The organism is Faecalispora jeddahensis, from assembly GCF_000577335.1.
Taxonomy (GTDB): Bacteria; Bacillota; Clostridia; order Oscillospirales; family Acutalibacteraceae; genus Faecalispora; species Faecalispora jeddahensis.
The window spans coordinates 1-22,629 of sequence record NZ_CBYL010000043.1; the positions used below are offsets into that span (position 1 = coordinate 1).

Below are 22,629 nucleotides of genomic sequence, written 5' to 3' on the forward strand. Positions count from 1 at the left end.
TGAAGCGCCAGAGCCTGCGGCAGGAAGGCGTCCCTGCATCGAACCCGGTCAGCCAGTGGCTTGACCGAAACTATACCGACGAGTACTTAAAGCAGGTGTACCCAAATATGCAGCATGCACAATCTTTGCAAAAAAATCAATCGGAATCTTAGCAGGAGAATTCGGCCCGCTCAAAAAGTTTACCCTTGCATTTTTGCCGTGCAATGCGTATAATAAATTTTAAGCTGATTCAAGGGGGAAGGGCGCTCAGTTGTGGAAACTGTGCGCTTTTTTCATAGATTATTTTCATCTTCACCTTTTCAATTTAACTTTGATGGTGTATAATTGTATAATATAACCAAGTCCTCCCTTTTCTATCATAATACCGTTCGTCAAACCGTTCCCGGGTTTTCAGGGATGCAGGGCAGAAGAAATTGAAAGATTGGAGTTAATACCTATGATCAGAGAGTTTCATAAAGATGAATTAGACGCCGTGATGCAGCTGTGGATGAACGCCATTACAAAAGCACACCCGTTCATTCCGAGAGAGCATTGGCTGAACCAATATAGAATTGTCCGCAACGAGCACCTCTCTATGGCCGAAACCTTTGTTTATGGTGAGCACGGCCGTTTGAAGGGCTTTGTCAGCATTCTGGAGGGCAGCTTTATCGCCGCTCTGTTTGTGGACGCAGACAACTGGAACCACGGCATCGGCACAAAGCTGATTCGTTGGTGCCAGGAGAAGTATTCTCATTTGGAAGTCAATGTTTATAAAAAGAGCGAAAACACCGTACATTTCTACACGAAGCACGGTTTTGTCATCGAGCGCGAGCTGACCAATTCGGATACCTGCGAGCAGGAGCTGTTCATGACCTGGAAAAAGGATTGAGTCCGGAGCAAACCGAAATTCAGCAACACAGCAAAGGCCGAATCCCATTTACGGGATTCGGCCTTTTTGATTGGGTTATCGAATCAGAAAAAGGGCATTCACTTTACCAGCCGGGCGGAAGTATTATTCAAACCGGTAAGTCACCACATCCTGAAACTTCTTTCTGGGGCGCGGCGGCGGCGCTTCATCGGGATAGCCGAGCGCAATCGCTGCGGCGAGCTGACGATCGGTATAGAGCCACTCGCAAAGCTCGGTATACACAAAAAAGGTATTGCAAATCCAGAGCGTGCCAAGGTCCAGCTCTGCCGCGGCCAGAATGATGTTTTCGATGGCCGCGCCGATCGACTGCGTATTCGCGATCTCCGCTACCCGGTCTTCGTTGCTGACGGCTTCAAACGGCGAGCCGGATTCCTCGTTCAGCACCATAATGATGACCGGCGCCTGTTTCATCACCTTCAGCGTGTTCCAGGCGTCGGGCAGAGCGTTTCTGTTCTTCGGCAAAAGAGCCTGCCCGTTCTGCTCCCGGGTAAGACCGGCCTCAAACAGCCCGAGCATTTCCTCCTTGGCCTTGCCGCCGACCACAACAAACCGCCACGGCTGTTTGTTTTTGCTGGAGGGCGCTTTGATTCCGGCCGCGAGCACCTGATCGATCAGTTCCATCGGAATCATATCTTCCCGGAACTTTCGGATGCTCCTTCTGCTTTCTATGCTTTGCATGCTCATAAACCTTCCTCCCTATTACTCTACCTTACCGAGAAACAGACTGATGATCAAAATCAAAAAGACGGACGCCGTGATCACAACATACAGCCGGTCGCCCTGCCGCCAAAAGAGCAGGATCGAACTGCCTACACGCAGGATCGGCGTAAGGATCAAAAGAAACAGCCCCGTCAGCATAACGGCAAACGGCTTCAGCACGAGAAGCCCGGCCCAGATTTCCCCGGGGCTGGTCGGGAATACCCCGTCGGCGTATCCGCTCTGCCCGGTAAACAGAAACAGCAAAACCCCCAGGGCGATCACCGCAGCGCTGAACAGCACCCCCAGTTTCAGGAGCTTTGCCAGCCAAAGCTCCATCGATTCGGCATCCTGCTTCATCCCATCAGCACCCCTTTCACGATCATCTGTACGGAAACGATCACCAGCACCGGCACAAAGACCAGCCGGATGACCCGGCTCTTCATGCGCTGCATCACGCGCGTGCCGACTACGGCGCCCATCAGAACGCCCAGCGCGACCGGAGCCGCAATGCCGGGGTTGATGTCTCCGCGGAAGAAATAGACACCGGCGCTGGCTGCCGCGGTCACTCCGATCATGAAATTGCTCGTGGCGCTCGACACCTTCATGGGCAGCTTCATGAACAGGTCCATCCCCATCACCTTAAAGGCGCCGCTGCCGATCCCTAAGAGGCCAGAGATCGTACCGGCCACGTACATCATCCCCAGGCCGCCGTAAACGCCGGCCACCTGGTACGGCACCTCCTGGTCAAGGCTTTTGTCGTAGTAGGAGCTGTTCAGGCGCAGGCGTTCCGCCGCCGGGTGTGTCACCACATCGCGCGGAAGATCACTGCCCGCTTTGCGGAGCATCATAACCGCGGAATACAGCATCAGCAGGCCGAAAACCAGGTACAGATACCGCGTATCGACCACTCCGCTGAGAAACGCGCCGGTAATGGCCCCGAGTGTGGTGCCGATTTCGAGAAACATGCCGATGCGCACATTTGTCAGGTGATCTTTCAGGTAAGTGATCGCCGCGCCGCTGGACGTGGCGATCACGGAAATGATGCTCGCACCGATGGCATACCGGATGTCGACATGAAACAGCAGCGTCAGCGCGGGGGTCATGATGATTCCACCGCCAAGCCCGAGAAGCGAACCCAGAAAGCCTGCGACGATTGCAATCAGGAAAATGAAGAGTACAGAAGTCATCGTTTCTTCCCCTTACCGTTCACAAAATCTTCCCTGCCCGAAAACAGGATGCGCTCCCTCCGGCCAAGGCAGAGGAAGCGCATATGTTACTTTTCTACGTACGACTGGTGATCGAGAAATTCACGCACACGGAAGGTTGCTCCCGTTTCACGGCACAGTTTTTCACAGGCAGAAATTTCTTCGCGCGGCATGTTATCCACGACCGTCATGTAAACCTTCGGTACATACAATCCAACTGTTTTTGTAAACTTCAAAATGGCGGGAAGCGCCTCGAGCCCAAACTTGGAATGGCAGATTTCCTGGTACTTTTCCGGTGTGGAAGCATTGAGGCTGATGGAAACACTGTCCAGAAGACCGTCCAGCTCCGGCGCGGTGGAGCGCCCGTTGATCAGATCGGAAAGGCCGTTGGTGTTCAGACGGATGTTCACACAGCTCATCTGACGCACCTGCTGACACAGCCAGACCAGATCGTCAAAACGGCAGGTCGGCTCGCCGTAACCGCAGAAGATCAGTTCGCGGTAGCTGTCCAGATCCTTGCTTTTCAGCTGTTCGAGGATTTCTTCGCGCGTAGGCTCGCGCTCCAGCCAGAGATCGGCTTCGCCCTCTTTCCGCTCATTGAAAGACCTCACACAAAATCCACAGGCATTGGGACAGCGGTTCGTCATGTTTACGTACAAGTGATCTTTCTCTACAACATAGGTGATTGTCAAATTACATTACCCCTCAGCGATGATATCAAAAAGCACTTCTGCGTTGCGCCGCCCGGCCGCAAGCACTTCGTCGGCGGTGATTCCGCGGATTTCCGCAATGCGCTGCGCGACATAACGGATCATGGAGGAATCGCACCGCTTGCCCCGGAACGGCTCCGGCGCCAGATAGGGCGCGTCGGTTTCCGTCAAAAGGCGGTCGAGCGGAATCTCGCGGGCCACCTCTACGGCAACCCGGGCGTTTTTAAAGGTAACAACGCCGCCAAGGCCGATATACATGCCGAGCTTGACCACTTCGCACATCATTTCCACACTGCCGGAAAAGCAGTGAACCACACCTCTTGGGCGGTGGCGATGCAGAATCTCCATCGTGTCGCCATGAGCCTCGCGGTCGTGTACCACAATCGGCAGGTTCCGGCGCTTTGCAAGCAGAATCTGGTCTTCAAATACCTTTCGCTGCACCTCTCGGGGGGCCATGTCCTCATAATGGTAATCCAGGCCGATTTCCCCGATCGCCACCACCTTGGGAGCGTTTGACCACTCCTCGATCTGGCTGAGATAATCCTCGGGAAGGCCTGCCGCGTTTTCCGGGTGGATTCCCACCGCCGCATAAATATAGGAATACCGGGAAGCGAGCTCAAGCGCTCCCCTGCATCCGTCGTAATCCGCCCCCATGCTCACCACGTTACACACGCCCTGCTCCGGAAGACGCTGCAGCAGCTCTTCGCGGTCAGCATCAAACGCTTCGTCGTCATAATGAGCATGGGAATCAAATATGAATCGTTTCACGATATAACCTGTCCTTTAATGAATCCTGGAGCCTGCCGGAATGCCGTCCATCAGCAGTACACGAACCGTATCCTCGCCGCAGTCCGCCGAAAGGATCATCCCCTGGCTTTCCACGCCGCACAGCACGACGGGCTTCAGATTTTTGACCAAAACGATGCTGTGACCGATCAGATCCTCCGGCTGATACCATTTGGCAATGCCGGATACCACCGTGCGCTCGCCGGTTCCGTCGTCCAGCGTGAATTTGAGCAGCTTCTTCGCGCGCTTGATGTGCTCGCAGCTGAGCACCTTCGCGACCACCAGCTCCACCTTCATGAAATCGTCGATCGTGATCTGCGCGATTCCCTCGGGAGCCTGCGCTGCCGTTTCTTCGTCCTTTTTCTCTCCCTGCGCCGGAACCGTAGAGGGAATCAGCTGATTCAGCTCTTCGATCTCCTTATCCACATCGATGCGCGGGAACAGCGTTTCGCCTTTTGTAATGACGGCATCTGACGGCAGAAGGCCCCATGTGGCCGCGTTCTCATACCCCAGAACCGCTGTACCTGCACCGAGCTGCTCCTGAATCTTGGGAGCGGTGTTCGGCACAAACGGGGTGATGAGAATGGAGATGACGCGCAACGCCTCACACAGATGGTACATCACAGAAGCCAGCCTTGCCTTTTGGTTTTCGTCCTTGCCGAGCACCCAAGGCGCGGTCTCGTCAATATATTTATTGGTGCGCGCGATGACCTTCCAGATTTCCGTCAGCGCATTGGAGAACTGATAGGAATCGATCGCCTTATCGCATTTTTCGCGCAGGGTGATCACCGCCTGCTCGAGCTCGTCGTCGATGGGGGCCTTTTCCTGCTCGGCGGGAATCACTCCGCCGAAATATTTGCCCACCATGGCGGTGGTGCGGGAAACCAGATTGCCCAGATCGTTGGCCAGATCGGAATTGATGCGGCTGATCAGAGCCTCGTTGGTAAAGTTGCCGTCGGCTCCAAACGGGATTTCACGCAGCAGGAAGTACCGGATGGCATCCACGCCGTAGCGGTCGCACAGAACCACAGGGTCAACCACGTTGCCCTTGCTCTTGCTCATCTTGCTTCCGTCGCCGAACAGCAGCCAGCCGTGGCCGTACACCTGCTTCGGCAGGGGAAGATCCATCGCCATCAAAATGGCGGGCCAGATGATCGTATGGAAACGCACGATCTCCTTGCCGACAAAGTGAACATCCGCGGGCCAGTACTTGCGGTAATCCGAATCGTCGTCGGAGCCGTAGCCCATGGCGGTGATATAATTGGTCAGCGCGTCCAGCCACACATACACAACGTGCTTGGGGTCAAAGTCCACGGGGATTCCCCAGGAAAAGCTGGTGCGGGAAACACACAGGTCGTTTAGACCGCTCTTGATGAACTGGATCATCTCGTTTTTGCGGCTTTCGGGCTGAATGAAGTCCGGCTGGTCCTCATACAGCTTGAGGAGCTTGTCCGCATAGTTGGAAAGGCGGAAGAAATAAGCTTCCTCCTCCGCCCACTTGACCTCGCGGCCGCAGTCGGGGCATTTGCCGTCTTTGAGCTGCGTTTCCGTCCAGAAAGCCTCACAGGGGGTACAGTACCAGCCTTCGTATTTGCCCTTGTAGATTTCACCCTTATCGTAAAGCGCGCGGAAAATCTTCTGCACGGCTTTCTCGTGGTAATCATCCGTGGTGCGGATAAAACGGTCGTTGCTGATATCCAGAAGCTTCCAAAGGTTGCGGAAGCCTTCTACCACCTTATCTACATATTCCTTGGGGGTAACACCCTCTTTTTTCGCATTGTTCTCAATTTTCTGGCCGTGCTCGTCCGTGCCGGTCAGGAACATCACGTCATACCCCTGCAGGCGCTTATAACGGGCAATCGCGTCGCTGGCCACGGTGCAGTAGCTGTGCCCGATATGCGGCTGCCCGGAGGGGTAATAAATCGGAGTGGTGATATAAAATGTCTTTTTTTCCATAGAATCCATCCCTTTAACAAATTCAGTGCGCTTTTCAGAGAATTCTCCGATCAGCCCTGCCGCCCATGCCGCAGGCGGTTTTGAACATCAGTATGTCAGTATCTTTTTCCTATTATACCATTTTACGGATAGATTTCAAGCAGATGCCCGGATTCGACCCGTACCGGCAGGCAAAGCCCGAAAAAAAGGACAGGCCGCCCGTTTCGGCAGCCTGTATTAAAAAGTTCCATTCTCTGTCAATGCGCGGCCTTGCTGGACTCGGATTGACCGGATGCAGCGGCGGAAGAAGTCGCAGAATCCGGAGAAGGCTTCGAAATATCCGCCGGAATAATCGGTGGATTTCTCAGAATCGTGATTTCCACACGCCGGTTCTTGGCGCGGCCCTCTTCATTATTATTGTTCGCGACCGGTGAAAAATGCGCATAACCCTCGATCGAAACCTTGTCCTGCTTCATTCCATACCCGATCATTTTGGTCAGAACCGTGACGGCGCGTTCCGTGGAAAGCCGCCAGGAGGTCTGATCACCGGAAAGCGTATGCGGCCCTACGTCTGCCGTATGCCCGCTGAACGTGATGTGATCTACCCGGTCATACACCTTCGAGATGGCTTCGGCAACCTCTTTCAGAACAGGCTCGCTTTCCGGCAGCATCCGCGAGCTGTCGGGCACGAACATCATTTTGTCTTTCAAATGAATTTTAACGTAAGTATTGGTATTGACGAGACCGATCTGATCCTCAAGATGATTCTTTTCCACATAAGACTGAAGAATCGCATATACTTCATCCAGAGCATCCATCGTGCTGTTAAGATTACCGGCATTTGTGGTCGTTTCTCCGCTTCCTGTGCCCGTACCGTTTCCGTTACCGGTACCGCCGCCTGCAGCCGCAGAATTGCTGACAGCACCCATTTGATACCCGGCCTGCTCCGCCATGTTCGCGAATTTTTTCGCGTCGATGGTGCTCATGGAATACAGGATCATAAATAGGGCCAATAGCAGCGTGATCATGTCCGAATAGGTCAGAAGCCATCTTTCATGATTTTCCGGGGTTTCTGCCTCGCCCCTCTTTTTTCTTCTTGCCATAGCAGTTTAATCTCCAGACAATTAATTATTGATGCCTTCTTTATACTTCTTCTGGCCGTTCTTGAACACATGATAATAAAGGGAAAGCTGGTTTTCCACGTCGCGCGCAGATTTGCCGCTGGCGATCAGACACATGCCTTCAATCATCATTTCACGGTACACCTTCTGGCGTTTCAGGTCTGCCTTCATTCGGTTGGCCATAGGGAAATACAAGAGGTTGGCGAACAGAATACCGTACAGGGTCGCCAAAAAGGCCACCGCGATCGACGCCATCAGCGCGGCCGCGTCCGTCATGTTGGAAAGCACCTGGATCAGACCCATAACCGTACCGATAATGCCCAGCGTTGGCGAAAAGCCGCCGGCGGCCATGAAAACCTCAATCTCCATATTCTTTTTCACCATGTAAGTATCGAGATCCGCCGTCATGGTGGACGCGATTTCTTCGGCAGGCTTCATATCGAGAGTGAGGATCATCCCCTCTTTCAGCGGCAGAAAACTGTCATCGCTGATGTCGGAATCATCCAGCATGGTCTGCAGCTTTAAAAGGCCTTCCTTACGGCAGGCATCCGCCATTTCTCTCATCTTCTGAATCAGCTTTTCGGGGTTCGGCGAATGTTTGGTAAATACAGTACCAACAAAAAATTTCAGGGCAGCCAAAATTTCCCCGAATCCAAAAGAAAGAATCGTAGCTCCCCACGTTCCCCCAAAAACGATCAAAAATGGAGAGAGTAAAAATAAGGAACTTAATACTCCATGCTCCAGCAGATAGCCTCCGATAATAGAGCCAAACGCGACAACTACTCCAATGATTGTTGAAATATCCACTCTGTATCCTCCTTGAGTTTGACGATTGCTGAAGAATCAGAAACTCTTATTATGTATATCGGCAGAAATCTACAATATCTTGGTAAAAAAGCTTAAATTTATAAAAAATTCTTTTTCTCTGCATATTTTTCAAAAATCTAACCGAAAAAATAAAAAATTATTTGTTTTAGGGGTTGATTTCTGATAAAAAATAAGATATAATAACCAAGCGTTCAAAAAGCGCCGGAAACAAATGGACGATTAGCTCAGCTGGCTAGAGCATTCGCTTGACGTGCGAAGGGTCACAGGTTCAAGTCCTGTATCGTCCACCACAAAAAATGCATCCTGTAAAACAGGATGCATTTTTTCGTTTGTGCGCTTTTTGTCTGGCTGAGAGGCATATTTAACGAGTAAGACCTGCCGGGCTGAACAGCGGGTCAAAGCAATCTCTGCATACTTTATTTGCGGTATTTCCGGCAAAAAAGCAAGGCTTTTAAGCTATCTCCCAGATAAATCAGCCCCCTGCAGAAAGGGAGCTCCCGCCATGATCCCCTGACAATTACAAATACAAACTGATAAAACAGTTCTGTAAAATGCACGAAAAAAGTCCGGCCATCGATCAGGCCGGACTTTTTTTACAATGAATGTTTTTGCAAATAAAATGCAATTTTCAACTCAGGATACAGTAACCGTCGCAACCAGAACCGGGGCACGGCCGCCTACCTGTGCATAGATCGGTGTGGTACCGCTGCCAGCCGCAGTAATGGGATAATACCAGCCGCCTGCGGTGGGCTGCTCTGTTCCGCCGGTTAAAACGGCCGGATTCCCGATCAGGAATTTCACATTAGTGGAAATCACTGTGGGCATTACACGCAGAGAATAGGTCTGGCCCTTCTGGAGAGTAAAGCTGGAGCCGAGATCCGTAAAATACACAACCTTCGGCAGGGCGTTGCCCGTCACTGTAAAGGAAGTGGAAGCGCCTGTCACAGCGGAGGTGGTGGTAATGGTCGCCTGGCCCTCACCCTTATGGATGACCTGGAAAATGTATCCGTCTGCCGACTGCTGAGAGAATTTGACTTCCGCAACGTTCGGATCAGAAGAAACCGCCGTGGGCGCCACAGCATCCGCCGTAGTAATACGGTAGAAATAATCCTGGCTCTGATCGGTGAACGCATACGTACTCAGCGCGCTGCTGGTAAAGACGTTCGGGTCTGTGGGCTTTGTCGGCTGCTGAGCCGCTGTTCCGGCGTAATCATAGTAGCTGTAGTTCACATCGCAGAGACCGCTGACTCCGGGAATGCTCTGCGCCGCATACTGCCACATGGTGTACGGGCGGTTGAAGTTCGGCTGGCTGACGCCCCAGTGGGCGATCCAGGTATCGTACTGCGCCACCAGCGGGCTGGTCAGGCGCGCGTTGTAGAAGTTCACATAGCTGTAAACCGCCGTTTTGTAACCGGCCTGCTGAATCCTGCTGCAGAATGCATTCACGATCTGCCCCATCTGATCGGCAGAAAGCGAATTATGTACTTTATCTTCCACATCGAATACAACAGGGTACTGCAGAGCGCGGCCCTTGAGGATGCTCAGGCACATTTCCGCTTCCTGCGTCGCCATGGTCACATTCGTCGCATAGCTGTAATGATAAGCGCCTACCGCAATGCCGTTCGCAGTTGCGCCTTTGTAATTGTTCTCAAACTGAGTATCCGTCTGCTGGGCCCAGTTTTCGTTTCCGTACCCGGTACGGATCATGGCAAACTGAACACCGGCAGCCTTTACCTTTTGCCAGTCGATGACTCCTCGATGCTGAGAAACATCAATTCCGGGAATACCGACATTGACCGAGCAGCTGACGGAACAGCTGACAGTAACCCCAGAAGCCGAAGTCGCTGTAACAGTCGCCTGGCCGATCGAAAGCGCAGTCACAACTCCCGTACTGTTCACCTGTACCACAGCGGGATTACTGGAAGCCCAGGTTACCTGCGTCACTTCTGAAGTTCCGCTGTATACCCTAAGCTGCATGGTATCACCCTTTTTCATCTGGGCAAAGGTGGAGCTGATCATAAAATCGGTTGTGTATGTATCTGCATACGCCGGCAAAAACAGCGTCATCAACATCGCGAAAACCAGAAAAAATGACCCCAATCTTTTTTTCAATCCGATTCCTCCCACAAAATGATTTTTGCCGGCAATTCCATCCCTAAAATAACGCGGAAAACACAGCAATTAAGTTTATTATATTTCTCCTACCAGATTATGTCAAGTAACATCCCTCTCTTTTCATCAAAATACAATAATTACCAAAAAAAGGGATGTGATATTGCATCCCTTTCGTCTGTAAATATTGGATCATCAATCGATCATCCGTTTTTTTCCGTAACGCTCACATTCGCCTTATACTCCCCATAGGCCCAAACACTGGTATGGCTTTTTGCGACCAGGGTGACGGGGAATTCCGAATGCCCGGTAAAGCTTTCTTTGCCTGTCATATCGATCTGCGCGTAAACATCGGCGGCGGTGATGGCATCAATCTGCTTGGCCGGGCCGATCAGCGTCATTGCCAGGCTCTTTGTAAACACCTGCGCTGATTTGCTCGCCGCCAGATTCTTGATCTGGAAATCCGTCACATTGATCTTTTTGCTCTTAAAGCCGCTGAAATCCAGCGTAACGGAGGCCGTATAAATGTTGCTGAGGTTCTTGCAGCCCGGCGGGAGCGTGATATCTACCTGCAGGTTCTGATTACTGATGGAAAGCTTTGAAAAATCGATTGCCTCCAGACTCAGCTCATTCACGTTGGCCAGCACATCCTCCGGCCCGGCCACCTCAACGGTTTCTGGGTCGATCTTCTGCACCGCGGAGGAGAGGGCCAGTCCCACAGGCTTGCCGGTGAAGGTCGGACTCAGCTTCATGACCTTTCTGGCCAGCACCGTAATATTCACATCCACAGACTTGATACTCATGTTCAGCTTATCGGCTGAAAGCTTTTCTCCATATGCGTCATACAGCACCAAATCGGTCGTAAAGTTTTTACTCTGTGTCAGGGTTTCCTTCACATCGTATTCCGCCGAAACCTTTTTGATCTTCGCGATCTCCTTCTCCGGGCCGGAAATCACGACTGTATCCGAGGAGAAGGAAGGAGCGCTGACAAAATAATCGGGATCGGCTTTATAGGTGACATCGTCCTGAATCGGGAAGGTGACTTCCTTATAAACATCCACATTGGTAATGATGGTGCTTGGCTCGATGGACACAATCTCGTAATCGGCCAGCGAGCCGACCTTCTGTGCTGTTAAGGGGAGCGGGTAGCTGCCGGGCTGGGTGATCGACGACGCCAGCGTCGCCACCACCTGAATGTTTTCGGGCTTGATGCGGTTGACGACGATGCTGTTGCCGCGGATGGACACCTTCGCCGTTTTTACGCTCTGCTCAAATACCTTGAGCCCCTGCTCCTGGCTGGTTTCAGAAAGCTTGACGGTGACCGGCACATCGTAAATGATGCGCGGCCGCTCCTGCGTATTGACCGTCGCCATGATAAACCACAGCACAATTGCCGTAAGGACGGAGAAGGCCAGCACAAAGCGATCATTATAAAACAGAACGGAAAGATCCAGCTTTTTATTCTTCATCTTTTTTTGCCCTCCTGATGGAAGGAATCTTGCGCGACCGCTTTTCACTGGATTCCTGCTCCGGGATGATCAAATTTTCCAATTCGCTTCTCAGGGTCTCTCTCGTATAGTTGCGGGTCAAAACGCCGTTGACGGCAATGGAAATCTGCGCGGTTTCTTCCGAAACCACTACAACGACTGCATCGGAGTTTTCGCTGATGCCGATCGCGGCACGGTGGCGCGTTCCCAGATCCAGGCTGACCTTATCGCTCTTTGTCAGCGGCAGGATACAGCCCGCCGCGTACACCATGCCGTCGCGGATAATCATTGCGCCGTCGTGCAAAGGTGCCTTATTAAAGAATACGTTGCCGATCAGCTGAGCCGAAGGGTCCGCGTTGATCACCGTACCGGTGTCTGCGATATCTCCCAGCTTTGTCTGGCGCTCAAACACAATCAGAGCGCCCATTCTCTGCTTTTGCAGAACCACCACGGCTTCTACTACCGCGTTGATTCCACGGGTGAGCTTCTGGCGCAGGTCGGCGTCATCCTTTACGCCGGTGAACAGCCAGCCCTTGGCATTGCTGCCAAGCCCGCTTCGGCCAATCTGCTCCAAAGCGCGGCGCATTTCGGGCTGAAACACCACCAGCAGCGCGAACACGCTGAACTGGAAGAAATAGTTCAGCAGCGCGCCAACCATATGCAGGTTCAAATAATAGGATACGCCCCAGACAAGCAGCAGAATCAATAAACCCTTGACCAGCTGCTCAGCCCGCGTTTCCCGAACCAGCTTGATCCCGCTATATATGATGAAGGATATGACCAAGACATCCAGGCCATCTGTCAGCTGAAACGATTTTACCAAGCCGACAATATTACCCCAACCGTTTACGAGAAGCTCCATGTTTTTCCTCTCCGTAGCAGACTCGCAGCAAACCTGCCCGCAACGCTGCCTCTTTTTATTTATTTTACCATATAACCAGCGATATGCAACATTTTATTCAGGAATCCGCTTTGATTTTACGGATTGTCATGAGAAATCGCTCTATTTCATTTCTATGATTGAAAGCAGACGGCGATACCCGAACCGCGCCCTGCTCCAACGTTCCCATACACTGATGCGCGGCCGGCGCACAGTGCAGGCCGGGGCGCACGGCGATCCCGACGGCGTCCAGCTTCCCGGCCACCTGCTCGCTGGACAACCCTTCCATATTAAAAGAAAGGACGGGCGCAAAATACATCTCCTCCGGCCGCTGCGTGTAAAGACGCACGCCGCGAATCTGGGAAAGCCCGTCGTAAAGCTGCTGCACCAGACGCATTTCATGAGAAAAAATGGTTTGCTGCGTCTTTGCGCGTACAAATTCCATTCCGGCTCTGAGTCCGGCAATACCCGGCAGATTCGGCGTTCCGCTCTCCGCCTGCTCCGGCATCTGATCCGGCTGCAGGAAGGAAAAGGATGAGGTGCCGGTTCCGCCCTCCAGAATCGTTTTGGGAAGCGAAGCGTTTTTGCAGATCAGCATTCCGGTTCCCATCGGGCCGTAAAGCCCTTTGTGCCCGGCCAGGCAAAGGTAATCGATGCCGCTGTCTTCCATATTGATCGGCAGCACTCCCCCGCCCTGCGCGCAGTCTACCGCAGTCGGAATCTCATATTCCCGGCCGAGCGCGGCAATGCGCTCCACCGGCAACCGGATTCCCCATACATTGGAGGCGTGCATGCACACGATCAGCTTCGTGTTGGGCTGCAGGGCCTGGCGAAAATGATCCACGGTCGCGTTGTTGTTCCCGGGGACCACCTGCGCCTGCGTAAATGTGATATCCTGATCTGCCAGAGCCTGAAGCGGACGCATGACTGCATTGTGCTCCAGATTCGACGTTACCACATGATCCCCGGGCTTTAAAACGCCCTTGATGACCATGTTCAGCGCCATGGTACAGTTCAGAGTAAATGCGATACATTCCGGCCCGGGAGCAGAAAACAGCTCCGCCGCCGTCTGCCGGCAGTCATAAACCTCCTGCGCGGCAAGGAGAGACAGCTTATGCCCGCTGCGCCCCGGATTTGCTCCTTTTGTCCTCTGTGCATCCGCCATAGCGGTGATCACGCGCGGCGGTTTGGGGTACGTGGTGGCCGCATTGTCTAAATAAATCATACGGCACCCGCTCTCTCGGATCTTCCCAAAACACGGATGCCTGAGTGTATCAAAATATCTTCCGCCTGATCGGTACGATCCGGCACGTAAATTCCATATCCGCACCCGAGCCGGTCCTGCGTGCGCGGTGTTCTCTCCACATACGATTTAATTCCATAACGGAACAAAATGTCCCGGCTTTTCATCGCATAAGTGATGGAACCAAGCAAAATAACAGGCTTGCCCACATACATCACCTCTCTGTTTTTATTAACAGAATATGCGATGGGAAGATGGGTTGATAACCTGTTTTTCTACTTTAGCAGACAAACTGCGTGTGCGGCAATTCCTTGTCCCTCTCCTGTGAAGCCGAGATGCTCTTCTGTAGTGGCTTTTACGCTCACGGCATCTGTCTTGATACCGCATGCCAAAGCCAGGCATTCTCTCATTTGTGCGATATAGGGGCGGAGTTTCGGGGCTTGTGCCACCACCGTGGCGTCAATATTTTCAATCTGATATCCTTTCTCCCCCACCAGCTCGCAGACGCGGCGCAGCAGCTTCAGGCTGTCCGCACCCGCCCATTCGGGATCGGTATCGGGGAACCAGGCACCCAGATCGCCCAAAGCGGCAGCCCCAAGCAGAGCATCCGCCACCGCGTGAGACAGCACGTCGGCGTCGGAGTGGCCGAGAAGGCCGCGCTCATACGGAATTTGTACTCCGCCGATGACCAGGGGGCGATCCGGCACCAAGCGATGCACGTCATACCCATGCCCAATTCTCATTTTGAACCATCCTCTCTGCCGCGAAGCACTGCCTCGGCAAATAATATGTCCTCGGGGGTCGTCAGCTTTGCGTTTTCCGGCGAGCCCTCGCACAGATGAACCCGGCCGCCGGTCTGCTCGATCAGCTGGCAGTCGTCGGTATATTCCCGCTGCGCCGCCTGCAGGGCCGATTCGTACAGCTCCCGCTGAAATACTTGAGGCGTCTGCACGCTCCAGAGCTGCTCGCGCGGCAGGGTTTCCACAACAAAGCCCTGCGCATCTGCCCTTTTCATCGTATCCCGTGCCGGAATCGCCAGGGAAGCCGCGCCATACCTGTGGGCGTCCAGCACCACACGGTCGATCAGCTCCGGCCGGATCAGAGGCCGGGCGCCGTCGTGAATAGCCAGATAGGCGCAGTCCTCCGGAACGGCGGCCACGCCGCACGCCACAGAGGCCTGCCGGGTATCCGCCCCCGGCACCACCCGGCACAGCTTGCTCAGTGAATATTCGATACGCAGCCGTTCCATCGCCTGTGTATCGCACGCGCGGCAGACAACGACCACGCAGTCTATGGTTTGAGCCTGTTCAAATGCAAAAAGCGTTCGGACAATCGCCGGAACGCCTGAAAGCGGAATCCATATTTTAGAACCCGAGCATTTCATTCGGCTGGAGCTGCCAGCCGCAACCACAATGGCGCAGCAGCGGTTGTTTTCTCTCAATCGCTTCACCCGTCTTTCCTCACAAAACAAAGGGGCCGTGCGGCTCCTTTTGTTTTATTATAGTATGGATTGAGTGGCATGGCAATTACAAAGCTGTTACTTCATCTAGAATTTAGAGTAAATTCATATTTTGAACCAAGTTTGTTTACAAAGATTTTGATTGCAATTTTCGTCAAAATAAGGTAAGATTGAATCGTCAAAACAGACAAAAAAAGGAGTGATGTTTTGTGAAGGAATTAACACCAAAACGAGTAGCCGATTCCCGTGTGGAACAGATTCAGATTGTACTGAGCAGTCATATTAATGGTGCCGGACGACTGTTCGGTGGACAGCTGATGGAATGGATCGACATCGTGGCAGGCGTCGTAGCCCGCAGACACTCAAATCACAATACCACCACTGCCTCCATAGATAATCTGCAATTTAAAGAGCCTGTATATCTCAACAATACTCTTGTCCTGTTCGGCAAGGTCACTTATGTTGGCAAAACCTCGATGGAGATACGGGTCGATACTTATGTGGAACACCTGGACGGCGACCGCAAGCTGGTAAACACTGCCTATTTTGTGATGGTAGCACTGAACGAAAGCGACCACCCCACTCCGGTACCCCCGCTGATGCTTGAATCAGACGAGGAAGAGGCCGACTGGAAAGCCGGCGAGCGCCGCAACGAGCTGCGCCGTCATCGCCGGGTAGAGCAGTATTGATTCCGCAGAAAAAATCAATCTGAATACAGCTGATTTCCTTCCCTTGCTTCCGGCAGAGGAAGGAAATTATTTTTATTCAGAATCTTTCCTTTTCGTTTTCCACAAAATCAGGTATACTGGTCTGGGTGAAAAAAATGAACGCAAAAGAACTGCTGCGCCTGATTCCCAAAAAGTATTCCGACCTGCAAACGGAAGCCAGTCTGATCCGGGTGTTTCTGGAACAAAACGGGCTTTCTCACGCTGCCGCCGGCACGATGCTGAGCGAGCTGCAGGAAAAGGCTGTGCCGGAAATCTGTCAGCTTCTGCATACCAAAGCTTCTCTGACGCTCCCTTTCCTGAAATCCGTATTGGAGGAAATGGTCGACCTGCAGGAAAGAGGCAAAAACGGCGTTGTTTTCACCCCCGATTACATTGCCGATTACATACTGGAACATACGATTGCATCCCCCTGCCCCCCAAACGCCCGGGTGATCGACCCGGCGTGCGGCAGCGGCTCATTTCTGCTCCCTGCGGCGGAGTACCTGCACCGCATCAGCGGGAAGCCGATGCGGGAAATCATTTCGCAGCACCTGTACGGGATCGACATCAGCGAGGATCAGACCCGGCGCACCAGGGTTCTTTTGACCCTGCTGGCCCTGCTGACCGACGGTACCGCTGACAGACTGTCCTTTCACGTAGCGACCGCAGATTCCCTGGCCTGCAGCTGGACGGATTTGTTCGGCTGCCCGGATTTTGACTATATTGCAGGCAATCCGCCTTACCTGAACACACACGCCATTTCCAAAAAGGATACCGAACGGCTGAAAAAGAATTTTCACACGACGCGCCGGGGTACCTTTAATCTGTTTTACGCTTTCATTGAGCAGAGCCTCCGCTTTCTTTCGGAACGGGGTGCCCTCGGCTTTATTGTTCCCAACAACTATCTGTCCATTTCGTCTGCGGAGGAGCTGCGGCGGCTGCTCAATGAGCGCCGCGCTGTCTCTATGGTGATCGATTTCGGCGAAAATCTGGTGTTCGAGCCGGTTCGGACTTACAGCTCTCTGCTGTTTTTGAATCGGCGTGAAAACCATACTATCGCCTATTCCATGCTGGAGAAAAGCGACGATCTTCCTGCGGCGCTGCGCTGTACCGTCCCTTGTCACACAGACGCGGAACACCTGAACCCTGCCGGGTGGAAGTTTTTGTCCGAAACCGAGCGGCAGAACATCAAAAGGATCGAAGAGGCCGGTCAGTCCATCGGCAATCAAATCAAAATCGGCGTCGCCACCCTGCGCGATAATGTTTATTTTCTGGACGGCTTTGATCCGCAGGCCGGTCTTTTCTACAAAGAGCGCGGCAGTCTGCGCTATTGGATCGAACCGGGCGCGGTGCGGGCGATCGATAAAATATCCGAAATTTCGGATGAAGCGGCCATGCCGGGGGAACGGAAGCATATCCTTTTTCCATATACCGGCGAACCCGACCCCAAAATGCCGTACCGAATTCTGGAGGAAGAACAGTTGGCGTTCAAATTCCCACTATGCTATCAATATCTGATCGACTGCCGCCCCGTGCTCGCCGCACGGGACAAGGGAAAGCCGAATCCGGTGGCATGGTACGCATACGGCAGAAGCCAAGGGCTGAACTGCCGCGGCCCAAAGCTGCTGTTCCCCATGTTCAGCCGCCGGCCAAAATTTTTACCGGAGCCGGATGGAGAAATCCTATTCTGCAACGGCTACGCCATTACGCAGGGTGGCCGGTACCCCTTGGAGGTGCTGGCGAAAATTCTCAACTCTGATGTGATGGAATACTATGTTTCGCGTGTCAGCTATTGCCTGAAGGGCGACTACAAATGCTACCAGAAAAAATATCTGCGCAGCTTTTCGATTCCGGAGTTCAGCGAATCTGAAATTCGGTTTCTCCTGTCGGAATCCTCTGATGAGGCCATCAACGCTTTTTTATTCCAGAAATACCGGCTTCTGCCGGAATGAATTCGCACCGCAAAAGCCGGCCGCCCGCATCATACGGGCAGCCGGTTCCTTTTTGTTTATGGCAGGATTATTTTGCGGGAATCCAGCCCTTGATCAAATCCTGATGCTCCTTGGCCCATTCTCTCGCGACATCCAGCGGATCGCCGCCTTTCTCTTCAATCACACCCATCAGGTCGCCGATCTCCTGCTCGTTCATTTTAAAGTTTTTCAGGAAATCCACCACTTCCGGCATATCCTTGGAAAGGCCTTTCCGTGAGACAATGTGAATATTCTCCGAAGTGCCATAAATTTTTTTGGGATCCTCCAGAACCTTCAAATCCCAACGGGCAAACTTCCAGTGAGGCTTCCACCCGACTACTACGATCGGCTTGTTCGCATCGATCGCCTTTTTCAGCGCCGCCGTCATGGTGGGGCCGCTGCCGGGCAGAAGCTTATAATCCAAGGCGTAGTCGTCAATCAACTTATATGTAGCCTTCATAGTTGCTGAACCGGAATCGATGCCAATGATTTCACCGCCAAACAGCTCTTTATTGGCGTTCAGCTCTTCAATACTGTTGACCGGAACATAGCTTGGCACCGTAAGGCCGATCATGGCGTTTTCGTAGCATACACCCAAATCATCCATCTTATCGCCGTATTTCTTCATATAGTCCTCATGCGTTACGGGAAGCCAAACATCCATAAAGGCATCCGTATTTCCGCTGGCCACTGAAGTAAAGACGGGCGCGATATCCGCCATCGTCAGCTCTACCTTATAGCCCATTTCATCCTCCAGAACCGCGGCGGCCAGATTTGTCATCGCGATTCCCTCGGACCAGTTGACATACCCTAATTTTACCGTCTTGTTCTCAGACGCGCCCGGGCTGCTGCCCGACGGACTGCAGCCCGCCATCGCACCCAGAAGCATGACCACGCTCATTCCAATTGCTGCTGCCTTTTTCATAACCTTCCTCCTTTGATTTTTCTCTGAATCATCACGCCCCAATGAAAGAGGCTGTGGATTTCTTTCCCTCCAAGAGCATAAAATCAACTGCCGTTATAACCGGACATACCCTGCTTCGATCATGCGGCGGATCCGCTTTTTCCTCCCCTGAAGAAGGTCTGCCCGAAAATACATCTCAAGCTTTCCTGCAAACCGATATCAAAGCCTTCTGCGTATAAAGATAGAAACTGCTGCAAGCCTCCGCTGTGCAACAGTTTCTATTTGCTTACCGGCAATTATTTTGCGGGAATCCAGCCTTTGATCAAATCCTGGTGTTCTTTGGCCCATTCTCTCGCGACATCCAGCGGCTCGCCGCCCTTGTCCTCGATTGCGCCCATCAGTTCGCCGAGCTCCTGCTCGCTCATTTTAAAGTTTTTCAGGAAATCCACAACCTCCGGCATATCCTTGGAAAGGTCTTTGCGGGCAACAATGTGAATATTTTCCGCGGCCCCATAAACACCCTTCGGATCCTCCAGAACCTTCAGATCCCAGCGGGCGAACATCCAGTGAGGCTTCCATCCGGTCACCACGATCGGCTTGTTCGCATCGATCGCCTTTTTCAGCGCCGCCGTCATGGTAGGGCCGCTGCCGGGCAGGACCTTGTAATCCAGACCGTAGTCGGCAATCGCCTTGTCCGTCGCCTTCATGATTCCCGCGCCGGAATCGATGCCGATGATCTCGCCGCCAAACTGATCTTTATTGGCGTTCAGCTCTTCGATGCTGTTGATCGACACATAGCTCGGCACTGCAAGGCCGATCAGCGCGTTTTCATAGCTGACGCCCAGATCATCCAGCTTATCGCCGTATTCCTTCATATAATCCTCATGCGTTACCGGGAGCCAAACATCCATAAAGGCATCTGTATTTCCGCTGGCCACGGAAGTAAAGACCGGCGCGACATCCGCCATCGTCAGCTCTACCTTGTAGCCCATTTCATCCTCCAGAACCGCGGCGGCCAGATTGGTCATCGCGATTCCCTCGGACCAGTTGACATAACCAAGTTTTACCGTTTTCTTTTCAGACGCGCCCGAGCTGCTGCCCGACGGACTGCAGCCCGCCATCGCGCCCAGAAGCATTACGACGCTCATTCCAATTGCTACTGCTTTTTTCATTGTCATCCTCCTTCGATCTTGTTTATTTTCAATGCCGTATTTCCAAATGCGGCGGATCAGCCTTTCTTTCTTGCTTTGCCCAGGCTCTGGGTGATGCGGTCGATCACCATGGCCAGAATCACAACCGCGAGGCCGCCCTCAAAGCCCTGGCCCATCTTCATCTGTGTGATGCCCTGAAGCACCACGTTGCCCAGCCCGCCGGCTCCGATCATAGCCGAAATAACGACCATGGACAGCGAAAGCAGGATCGTCTGGTTCAATCCGGCCAGAATGGTCGGCATCGCCATGGGGATTTGCACCTTCCACAGCAGCTGGCCGGAGGTGGCGCCGAACGCCTTGGAGGCCTCCACCACATCGACCGGCACCTGGCGAATGCCGAGGCTGGTCAGACGAACCACCGGAGGCATTGCGAAAATAACGGTTGCCACCGCGCCGGGTACCTCGCCCAAATCAAAGAAATACACGGCGGGGATTAAGTACACAAACGCGGGCATGGTCTGCATGAAATCCAGAATCGGGCGAATCGTGCCGTTTGCTTTATCGCTGCGGGACATCCAAATGCCAAGCGGCAGTCCCAGCAGCAGCGCGATCAGAGTTGCGGTAACGACCAGCGCTAAGGTTTCCATCGTCTGCTTCCACAGATTCATCGAAACGATGAGCAAAAGCCCTATCACTGTAAAAATTGCCGTCCCGCGCCCGGCCAGCCGCCAGGCGATCACTGCGAGAATCGCGATTGTAATAAAAAACGGAATCCCATTGAAGATAAAATCAAAGCCGTTGATAATACCCGAAAGCCCTTCCTTGATTCCGGTAAAAAACGGAGCCAGATTGACTGTAAGCCAATCGATACCTCTCTCCACATAATCTCCGATCGGCAATCTAATCATTCCCATTTCCCTCCCCTACGATTCCGGCCAGAGCCGAAACCTTGAAAATCAGCCCCAGCAGCGTGTTTTCGCTGTCGACTACGGCCACCGGATATTTTGTCTTTAAAAACAGGGGCAGAATCTCTTCCACAAGAACGTCCGGCCCGACGGTGCAGATTTCTTTTTCCAAAATACCGGAAAGGTCATCTTTCCCCTCCCGGATCAGCTGGGTGACATCGTCGATCGTGACCAGGCCGAGCAGCCGGCCCTGCTTATCGGTAACATAAACGCTCGAAATTGCCGCTTCGCGCATTTGGCGCAGTGCCAAACGGGCACCGCCGGTTACCGTTATTACCGTATCCGTATCTCTCATGATCGACGACGCGGTCAGAACCTTGGAACGATTGACCCCCTGCACAAACTTGCGGACATATTCGTTCGCCGGATTGCTCAGAATTTCTTCCGGAGTACCGATCTGTACGATCACGCCGTCTTTCATGATGGCGATGCGGTCGCCCAGCTTCAGGGCTTCATCGAGATCATGCGTGATAAAAATGATCGTCTTTTTCAGCCTGCGCTGCAGACTGATCAATTCGTTCTGCATTCCCTTACGGATCAGCGGGTCCAGCGCGCTGAACGCCTCATCCATCAGCAGAACATCCGGCGAGGTAGCCAGTGCCCGCGCCAGTCCCACACGCTGCTGCATACCGCCGGAAAGCTGAGACGGATAGGAGTTTTCGTACCCTTTCAGTCCGACGATCTCGAGCATATCCACCGCCTTTTTCCGGCGGACCGCTTCGTCCTCTTTCTGAATCTCAAGGCCGAAGGCCACGTTTTCCGCTACGGTGCGGTGCGGCAAAAGCGCAAAATTCTGAAAAACCATCGCGATCTTTTTTCTGCGAACCGCCCGCAGCTTCTCTGCATCAAACTCTACGATATTTTCCCCATCGATCATCACCTGACCGGAGGTGGGTTCGATCAATCGGTTCAAACAACGGATCAGCGTTGATTTTCCGCTGCCGGAAAGACCCATGACCACAAAGATTTCGCCCTCTTCCACCGCAAAGGAAGCATCGTTCACACCAACACTGTGCTTGTACTTCTTTAAAACGGACTCTTTTGTTTCACCCTCCTGCAAAAACGGGATCATCTTTTTCGGGGTGGCACCGAATATCTTATACAAGTTTTTGATTTCAACCTTTGTCATTTCTGCTCATCCCCCAATTCGTATTGAATCAAGCCTTTATTATGTTTATCTAAAAACGCCCGTATAGTAACAACTCTTAATGCAATACTAAGTTGTTAGTACAATTATATTCAACCATGAAATTATTGTCAAATTAAAATTCTGTCGTCAGATTTCACTTTTATTTAATTTATCCAATTTCAGCTGAAAAAACAAGGAAAAAAGGATGCGGATTTTTACATTTTTATGATTAACTGCCAAATATTGCAATTTAATTTTATTATTTTTGCAGAAATTCAAAAATCTTCTGCATTTTTTTGATTTTGCCTTTTGCATAACTGCGATTGGAATAATTCATTTTTGAGTCCAGGACAGGAAAATGGGGCGCTTGCGTTCCGCCGCGATGCGGCGAAAACTGCCTGATCGGTCAAAATACACCATTTAGATATTGG

The 22,629-nt window shown here is 52.5% G+C and carries 22 protein-coding genes and 1 tRNA gene; 4 read left to right on the plus strand and 19 right to left on the minus strand.

The window, feature by feature from the left end; genetic code table 11:
* Nucleotides 1-436 precede the first annotated feature (436 nt).
* Nucleotides 437-868 (plus strand): N-acetyltransferase, encoded by a 432-nt coding sequence (locus tag TY09_RS14180; protein ID WP_009062159.1) that lies wholly within the window; start codon nucleotides 437-439, stop codon nucleotides 866-868.
* A 123-nt stretch (nucleotides 869-991) separates the two neighbouring features.
* Here the strand turns inward: TY09_RS14180 and TY09_RS14185 are convergent, their stop codons facing one another.
* From TY09_RS14185 to TY09_RS14220, 8 genes are all read right to left on the minus strand, one after another.
* A complete protein-coding gene (locus tag TY09_RS14185) occupies nucleotides 992-1,591 on the minus strand; it encodes a nitroreductase family protein (RefSeq protein ID WP_081759673.1) in 600 nt (199 codons plus the stop codon).
* A gap of 15 nt (nucleotides 1,592-1,606) precedes the next feature.
* Nucleotides 1,607-1,963, minus strand: a complete 357-nt coding sequence (locus TY09_RS14190; protein WP_042435721.1) for a DUF1634 domain-containing protein — start codon at nucleotides 1,961-1,963, stop codon at nucleotides 1,607-1,609.
* The gene (locus TY09_RS14195) at nucleotides 1,960-2,793 is read right to left on the minus strand and encodes a sulfite exporter TauE/SafE family protein (RefSeq protein WP_042435724.1); all 834 of its coding nucleotides are present in this window, start codon (nucleotides 2,791-2,793) and stop codon (nucleotides 1,960-1,962) included. The genes TY09_RS14190 and TY09_RS14195 overlap by 4 nt, the downstream gene beginning before the upstream one ends.
* Before the next feature lie 86 nt (nucleotides 2,794-2,879).
* On the minus strand, nucleotides 2,880-3,503 hold the full coding sequence (locus TY09_RS14200) for a TatD family nuclease-associated radical SAM protein (protein ID WP_035316649.1): 624 nt from the start codon (nucleotides 3,501-3,503) through the stop codon (nucleotides 2,880-2,882).
* 6 nt (nucleotides 3,504-3,509) lie between these two features.
* Nucleotides 3,510-4,289, minus strand: a complete 780-nt coding sequence (locus tag TY09_RS14205; RefSeq protein WP_042435727.1) for a TatD family hydrolase — start codon at nucleotides 4,287-4,289, stop codon at nucleotides 3,510-3,512.
* Nucleotides 4,290-4,304: 15 nt separating this feature from the next.
* Entirely contained in the window at nucleotides 4,305-6,263 is a 1,959-nt protein-coding gene (gene metG / locus TY09_RS14210) for a methionine--tRNA ligase (protein WP_042435730.1), read from the minus strand.
* A 236-nt stretch (nucleotides 6,264-6,499) separates the two neighbouring features.
* Nucleotides 6,500-7,345: an OmpA/MotB family protein gene (locus tag TY09_RS14215; protein WP_042435733.1), complete on the minus strand. Its 846-nt coding sequence runs from the start codon at nucleotides 7,343-7,345 to the stop codon at nucleotides 6,500-6,502.
* A gap of 21 nt (nucleotides 7,346-7,366) precedes the next feature.
* Nucleotides 7,367-8,170 carry a motility protein A gene (locus TY09_RS14220; RefSeq protein ID WP_009062155.1) on the minus strand — a complete coding sequence of 268 codons (804 nt, stop codon included), beginning with the start codon at nucleotides 8,168-8,170 and terminating at the stop codon, nucleotides 7,367-7,369.
* Between the two features lie 234 nt (nucleotides 8,171-8,404).
* Between TY09_RS14220 and TY09_RS14225 the strand changes: the two genes are divergently transcribed.
* Nucleotides 8,405-8,481, plus strand: a tRNA-Val gene (locus TY09_RS14225).
* A 343-nt stretch (nucleotides 8,482-8,824) separates the two neighbouring features.
* Here TY09_RS14225 and TY09_RS14230 read toward each other — a convergent pair.
* The 7 genes from TY09_RS14230 to ispD all read right to left on the minus strand — a co-directional run bounded on the left by TY09_RS14230 (nucleotide 8,825) and on the right by ispD (nucleotide 15,363).
* The gene (locus TY09_RS14230; protein ID WP_042435772.1) at nucleotides 8,825-10,303 is read right to left on the minus strand and encodes a GH25 family lysozyme; all 1,479 of its coding nucleotides are present in this window, start codon (nucleotides 10,301-10,303) and stop codon (nucleotides 8,825-8,827) included.
* Between the two features lie 203 nt (nucleotides 10,304-10,506).
* The gene (locus TY09_RS14235) at nucleotides 10,507-11,772 is read right to left on the minus strand and encodes a CdaR family protein (RefSeq protein WP_042435736.1); all 1,266 of its coding nucleotides are present in this window, start codon (nucleotides 11,770-11,772) and stop codon (nucleotides 10,507-10,509) included.
* The gene (gene cdaA, locus TY09_RS14240; protein WP_009066227.1) at nucleotides 11,762-12,652 is read right to left on the minus strand and encodes a diadenylate cyclase CdaA; all 891 of its coding nucleotides are present in this window, start codon (nucleotides 12,650-12,652) and stop codon (nucleotides 11,762-11,764) included. Before cdaA ends, TY09_RS14235 begins: the two co-directional genes overlap by 11 nt.
* A gap of 97 nt (nucleotides 12,653-12,749) precedes the next feature.
* Nucleotides 12,750-13,895, minus strand: coding sequence for an aminotransferase class V-fold PLP-dependent enzyme (locus TY09_RS14245; protein ID WP_042435739.1), 1,146 nt, complete (start codon nucleotides 13,893-13,895; stop codon nucleotides 12,750-12,752).
* Nucleotides 13,892-14,128: a putative Se/S carrier-like protein gene (locus TY09_RS14250; RefSeq protein WP_009066234.1), complete on the minus strand. Its 237-nt coding sequence runs from the start codon at nucleotides 14,126-14,128 to the stop codon at nucleotides 13,892-13,894. Before TY09_RS14250 ends, TY09_RS14245 begins: the two co-directional genes overlap by 4 nt.
* Before the next feature lie 60 nt (nucleotides 14,129-14,188).
* On the minus strand, nucleotides 14,189-14,656 hold the full coding sequence (gene ispF / locus TY09_RS14255; protein ID WP_042435742.1) for a 2-C-methyl-D-erythritol 2,4-cyclodiphosphate synthase: 468 nt from the start codon (nucleotides 14,654-14,656) through the stop codon (nucleotides 14,189-14,191).
* Complete coding sequence (ispD, locus tag TY09_RS14260; protein WP_242841509.1) at nucleotides 14,653-15,363, minus strand: 2-C-methyl-D-erythritol 4-phosphate cytidylyltransferase; 711 nt, start codon at nucleotides 15,361-15,363, stop codon at nucleotides 14,653-14,655. Before ispD ends, ispF begins: the two co-directional genes overlap by 4 nt.
* A 218-nt stretch (nucleotides 15,364-15,581) precedes the next feature.
* Here ispD and TY09_RS14265 point away from each other — a divergent pair, with 218 nt between their 5' ends.
* Together TY09_RS14265 and TY09_RS14270 are read left to right on the plus strand one after the other, a co-directional pair.
* Nucleotides 15,582-16,061, plus strand: coding sequence for an acyl-CoA thioesterase (locus TY09_RS14265; RefSeq protein ID WP_042435745.1), 480 nt, complete (start codon nucleotides 15,582-15,584; stop codon nucleotides 16,059-16,061).
* A 134-nt stretch (nucleotides 16,062-16,195) separates the two neighbouring features.
* Complete coding sequence (locus TY09_RS14270; RefSeq protein WP_207729952.1) at nucleotides 16,196-18,031, plus strand: HsdM family class I SAM-dependent methyltransferase; 1,836 nt, start codon at nucleotides 16,196-16,198, stop codon at nucleotides 18,029-18,031.
* A 67-nt stretch (nucleotides 18,032-18,098) separates the two neighbouring features.
* Here TY09_RS14270 and TY09_RS14275 read toward each other — a convergent pair whose 3' ends face one another.
* From TY09_RS14275 to TY09_RS14290, 4 genes are all read right to left on the minus strand, one after another.
* Nucleotides 18,099-18,974, minus strand: coding sequence for a glycine betaine ABC transporter substrate-binding protein (locus tag TY09_RS14275; RefSeq protein WP_042435751.1), 876 nt, complete (start codon nucleotides 18,972-18,974; stop codon nucleotides 18,099-18,101).
* A 275-nt stretch (nucleotides 18,975-19,249) separates the two neighbouring features.
* On the minus strand, nucleotides 19,250-20,125 hold the full coding sequence (locus TY09_RS14280) for a glycine betaine ABC transporter substrate-binding protein (protein ID WP_042435754.1): 876 nt from the start codon (nucleotides 20,123-20,125) through the stop codon (nucleotides 19,250-19,252).
* Nucleotides 20,126-20,181: 56 nt separating this feature from the next.
* On the minus strand, nucleotides 20,182-21,012 hold the full coding sequence (locus tag TY09_RS14285) for an ABC transporter permease (protein ID WP_009066253.1): 831 nt from the start codon (nucleotides 21,010-21,012) through the stop codon (nucleotides 20,182-20,184).
* The gene (locus TY09_RS14290) at nucleotides 21,005-22,198 is read right to left on the minus strand and encodes a quaternary amine ABC transporter ATP-binding protein (protein ID WP_009066188.1); all 1,194 of its coding nucleotides are present in this window, start codon (nucleotides 22,196-22,198) and stop codon (nucleotides 21,005-21,007) included. Before TY09_RS14290 ends, TY09_RS14285 begins: the two co-directional genes overlap by 8 nt.
* Nucleotides 22,199-22,629: the final 431 nt, after the last annotated feature.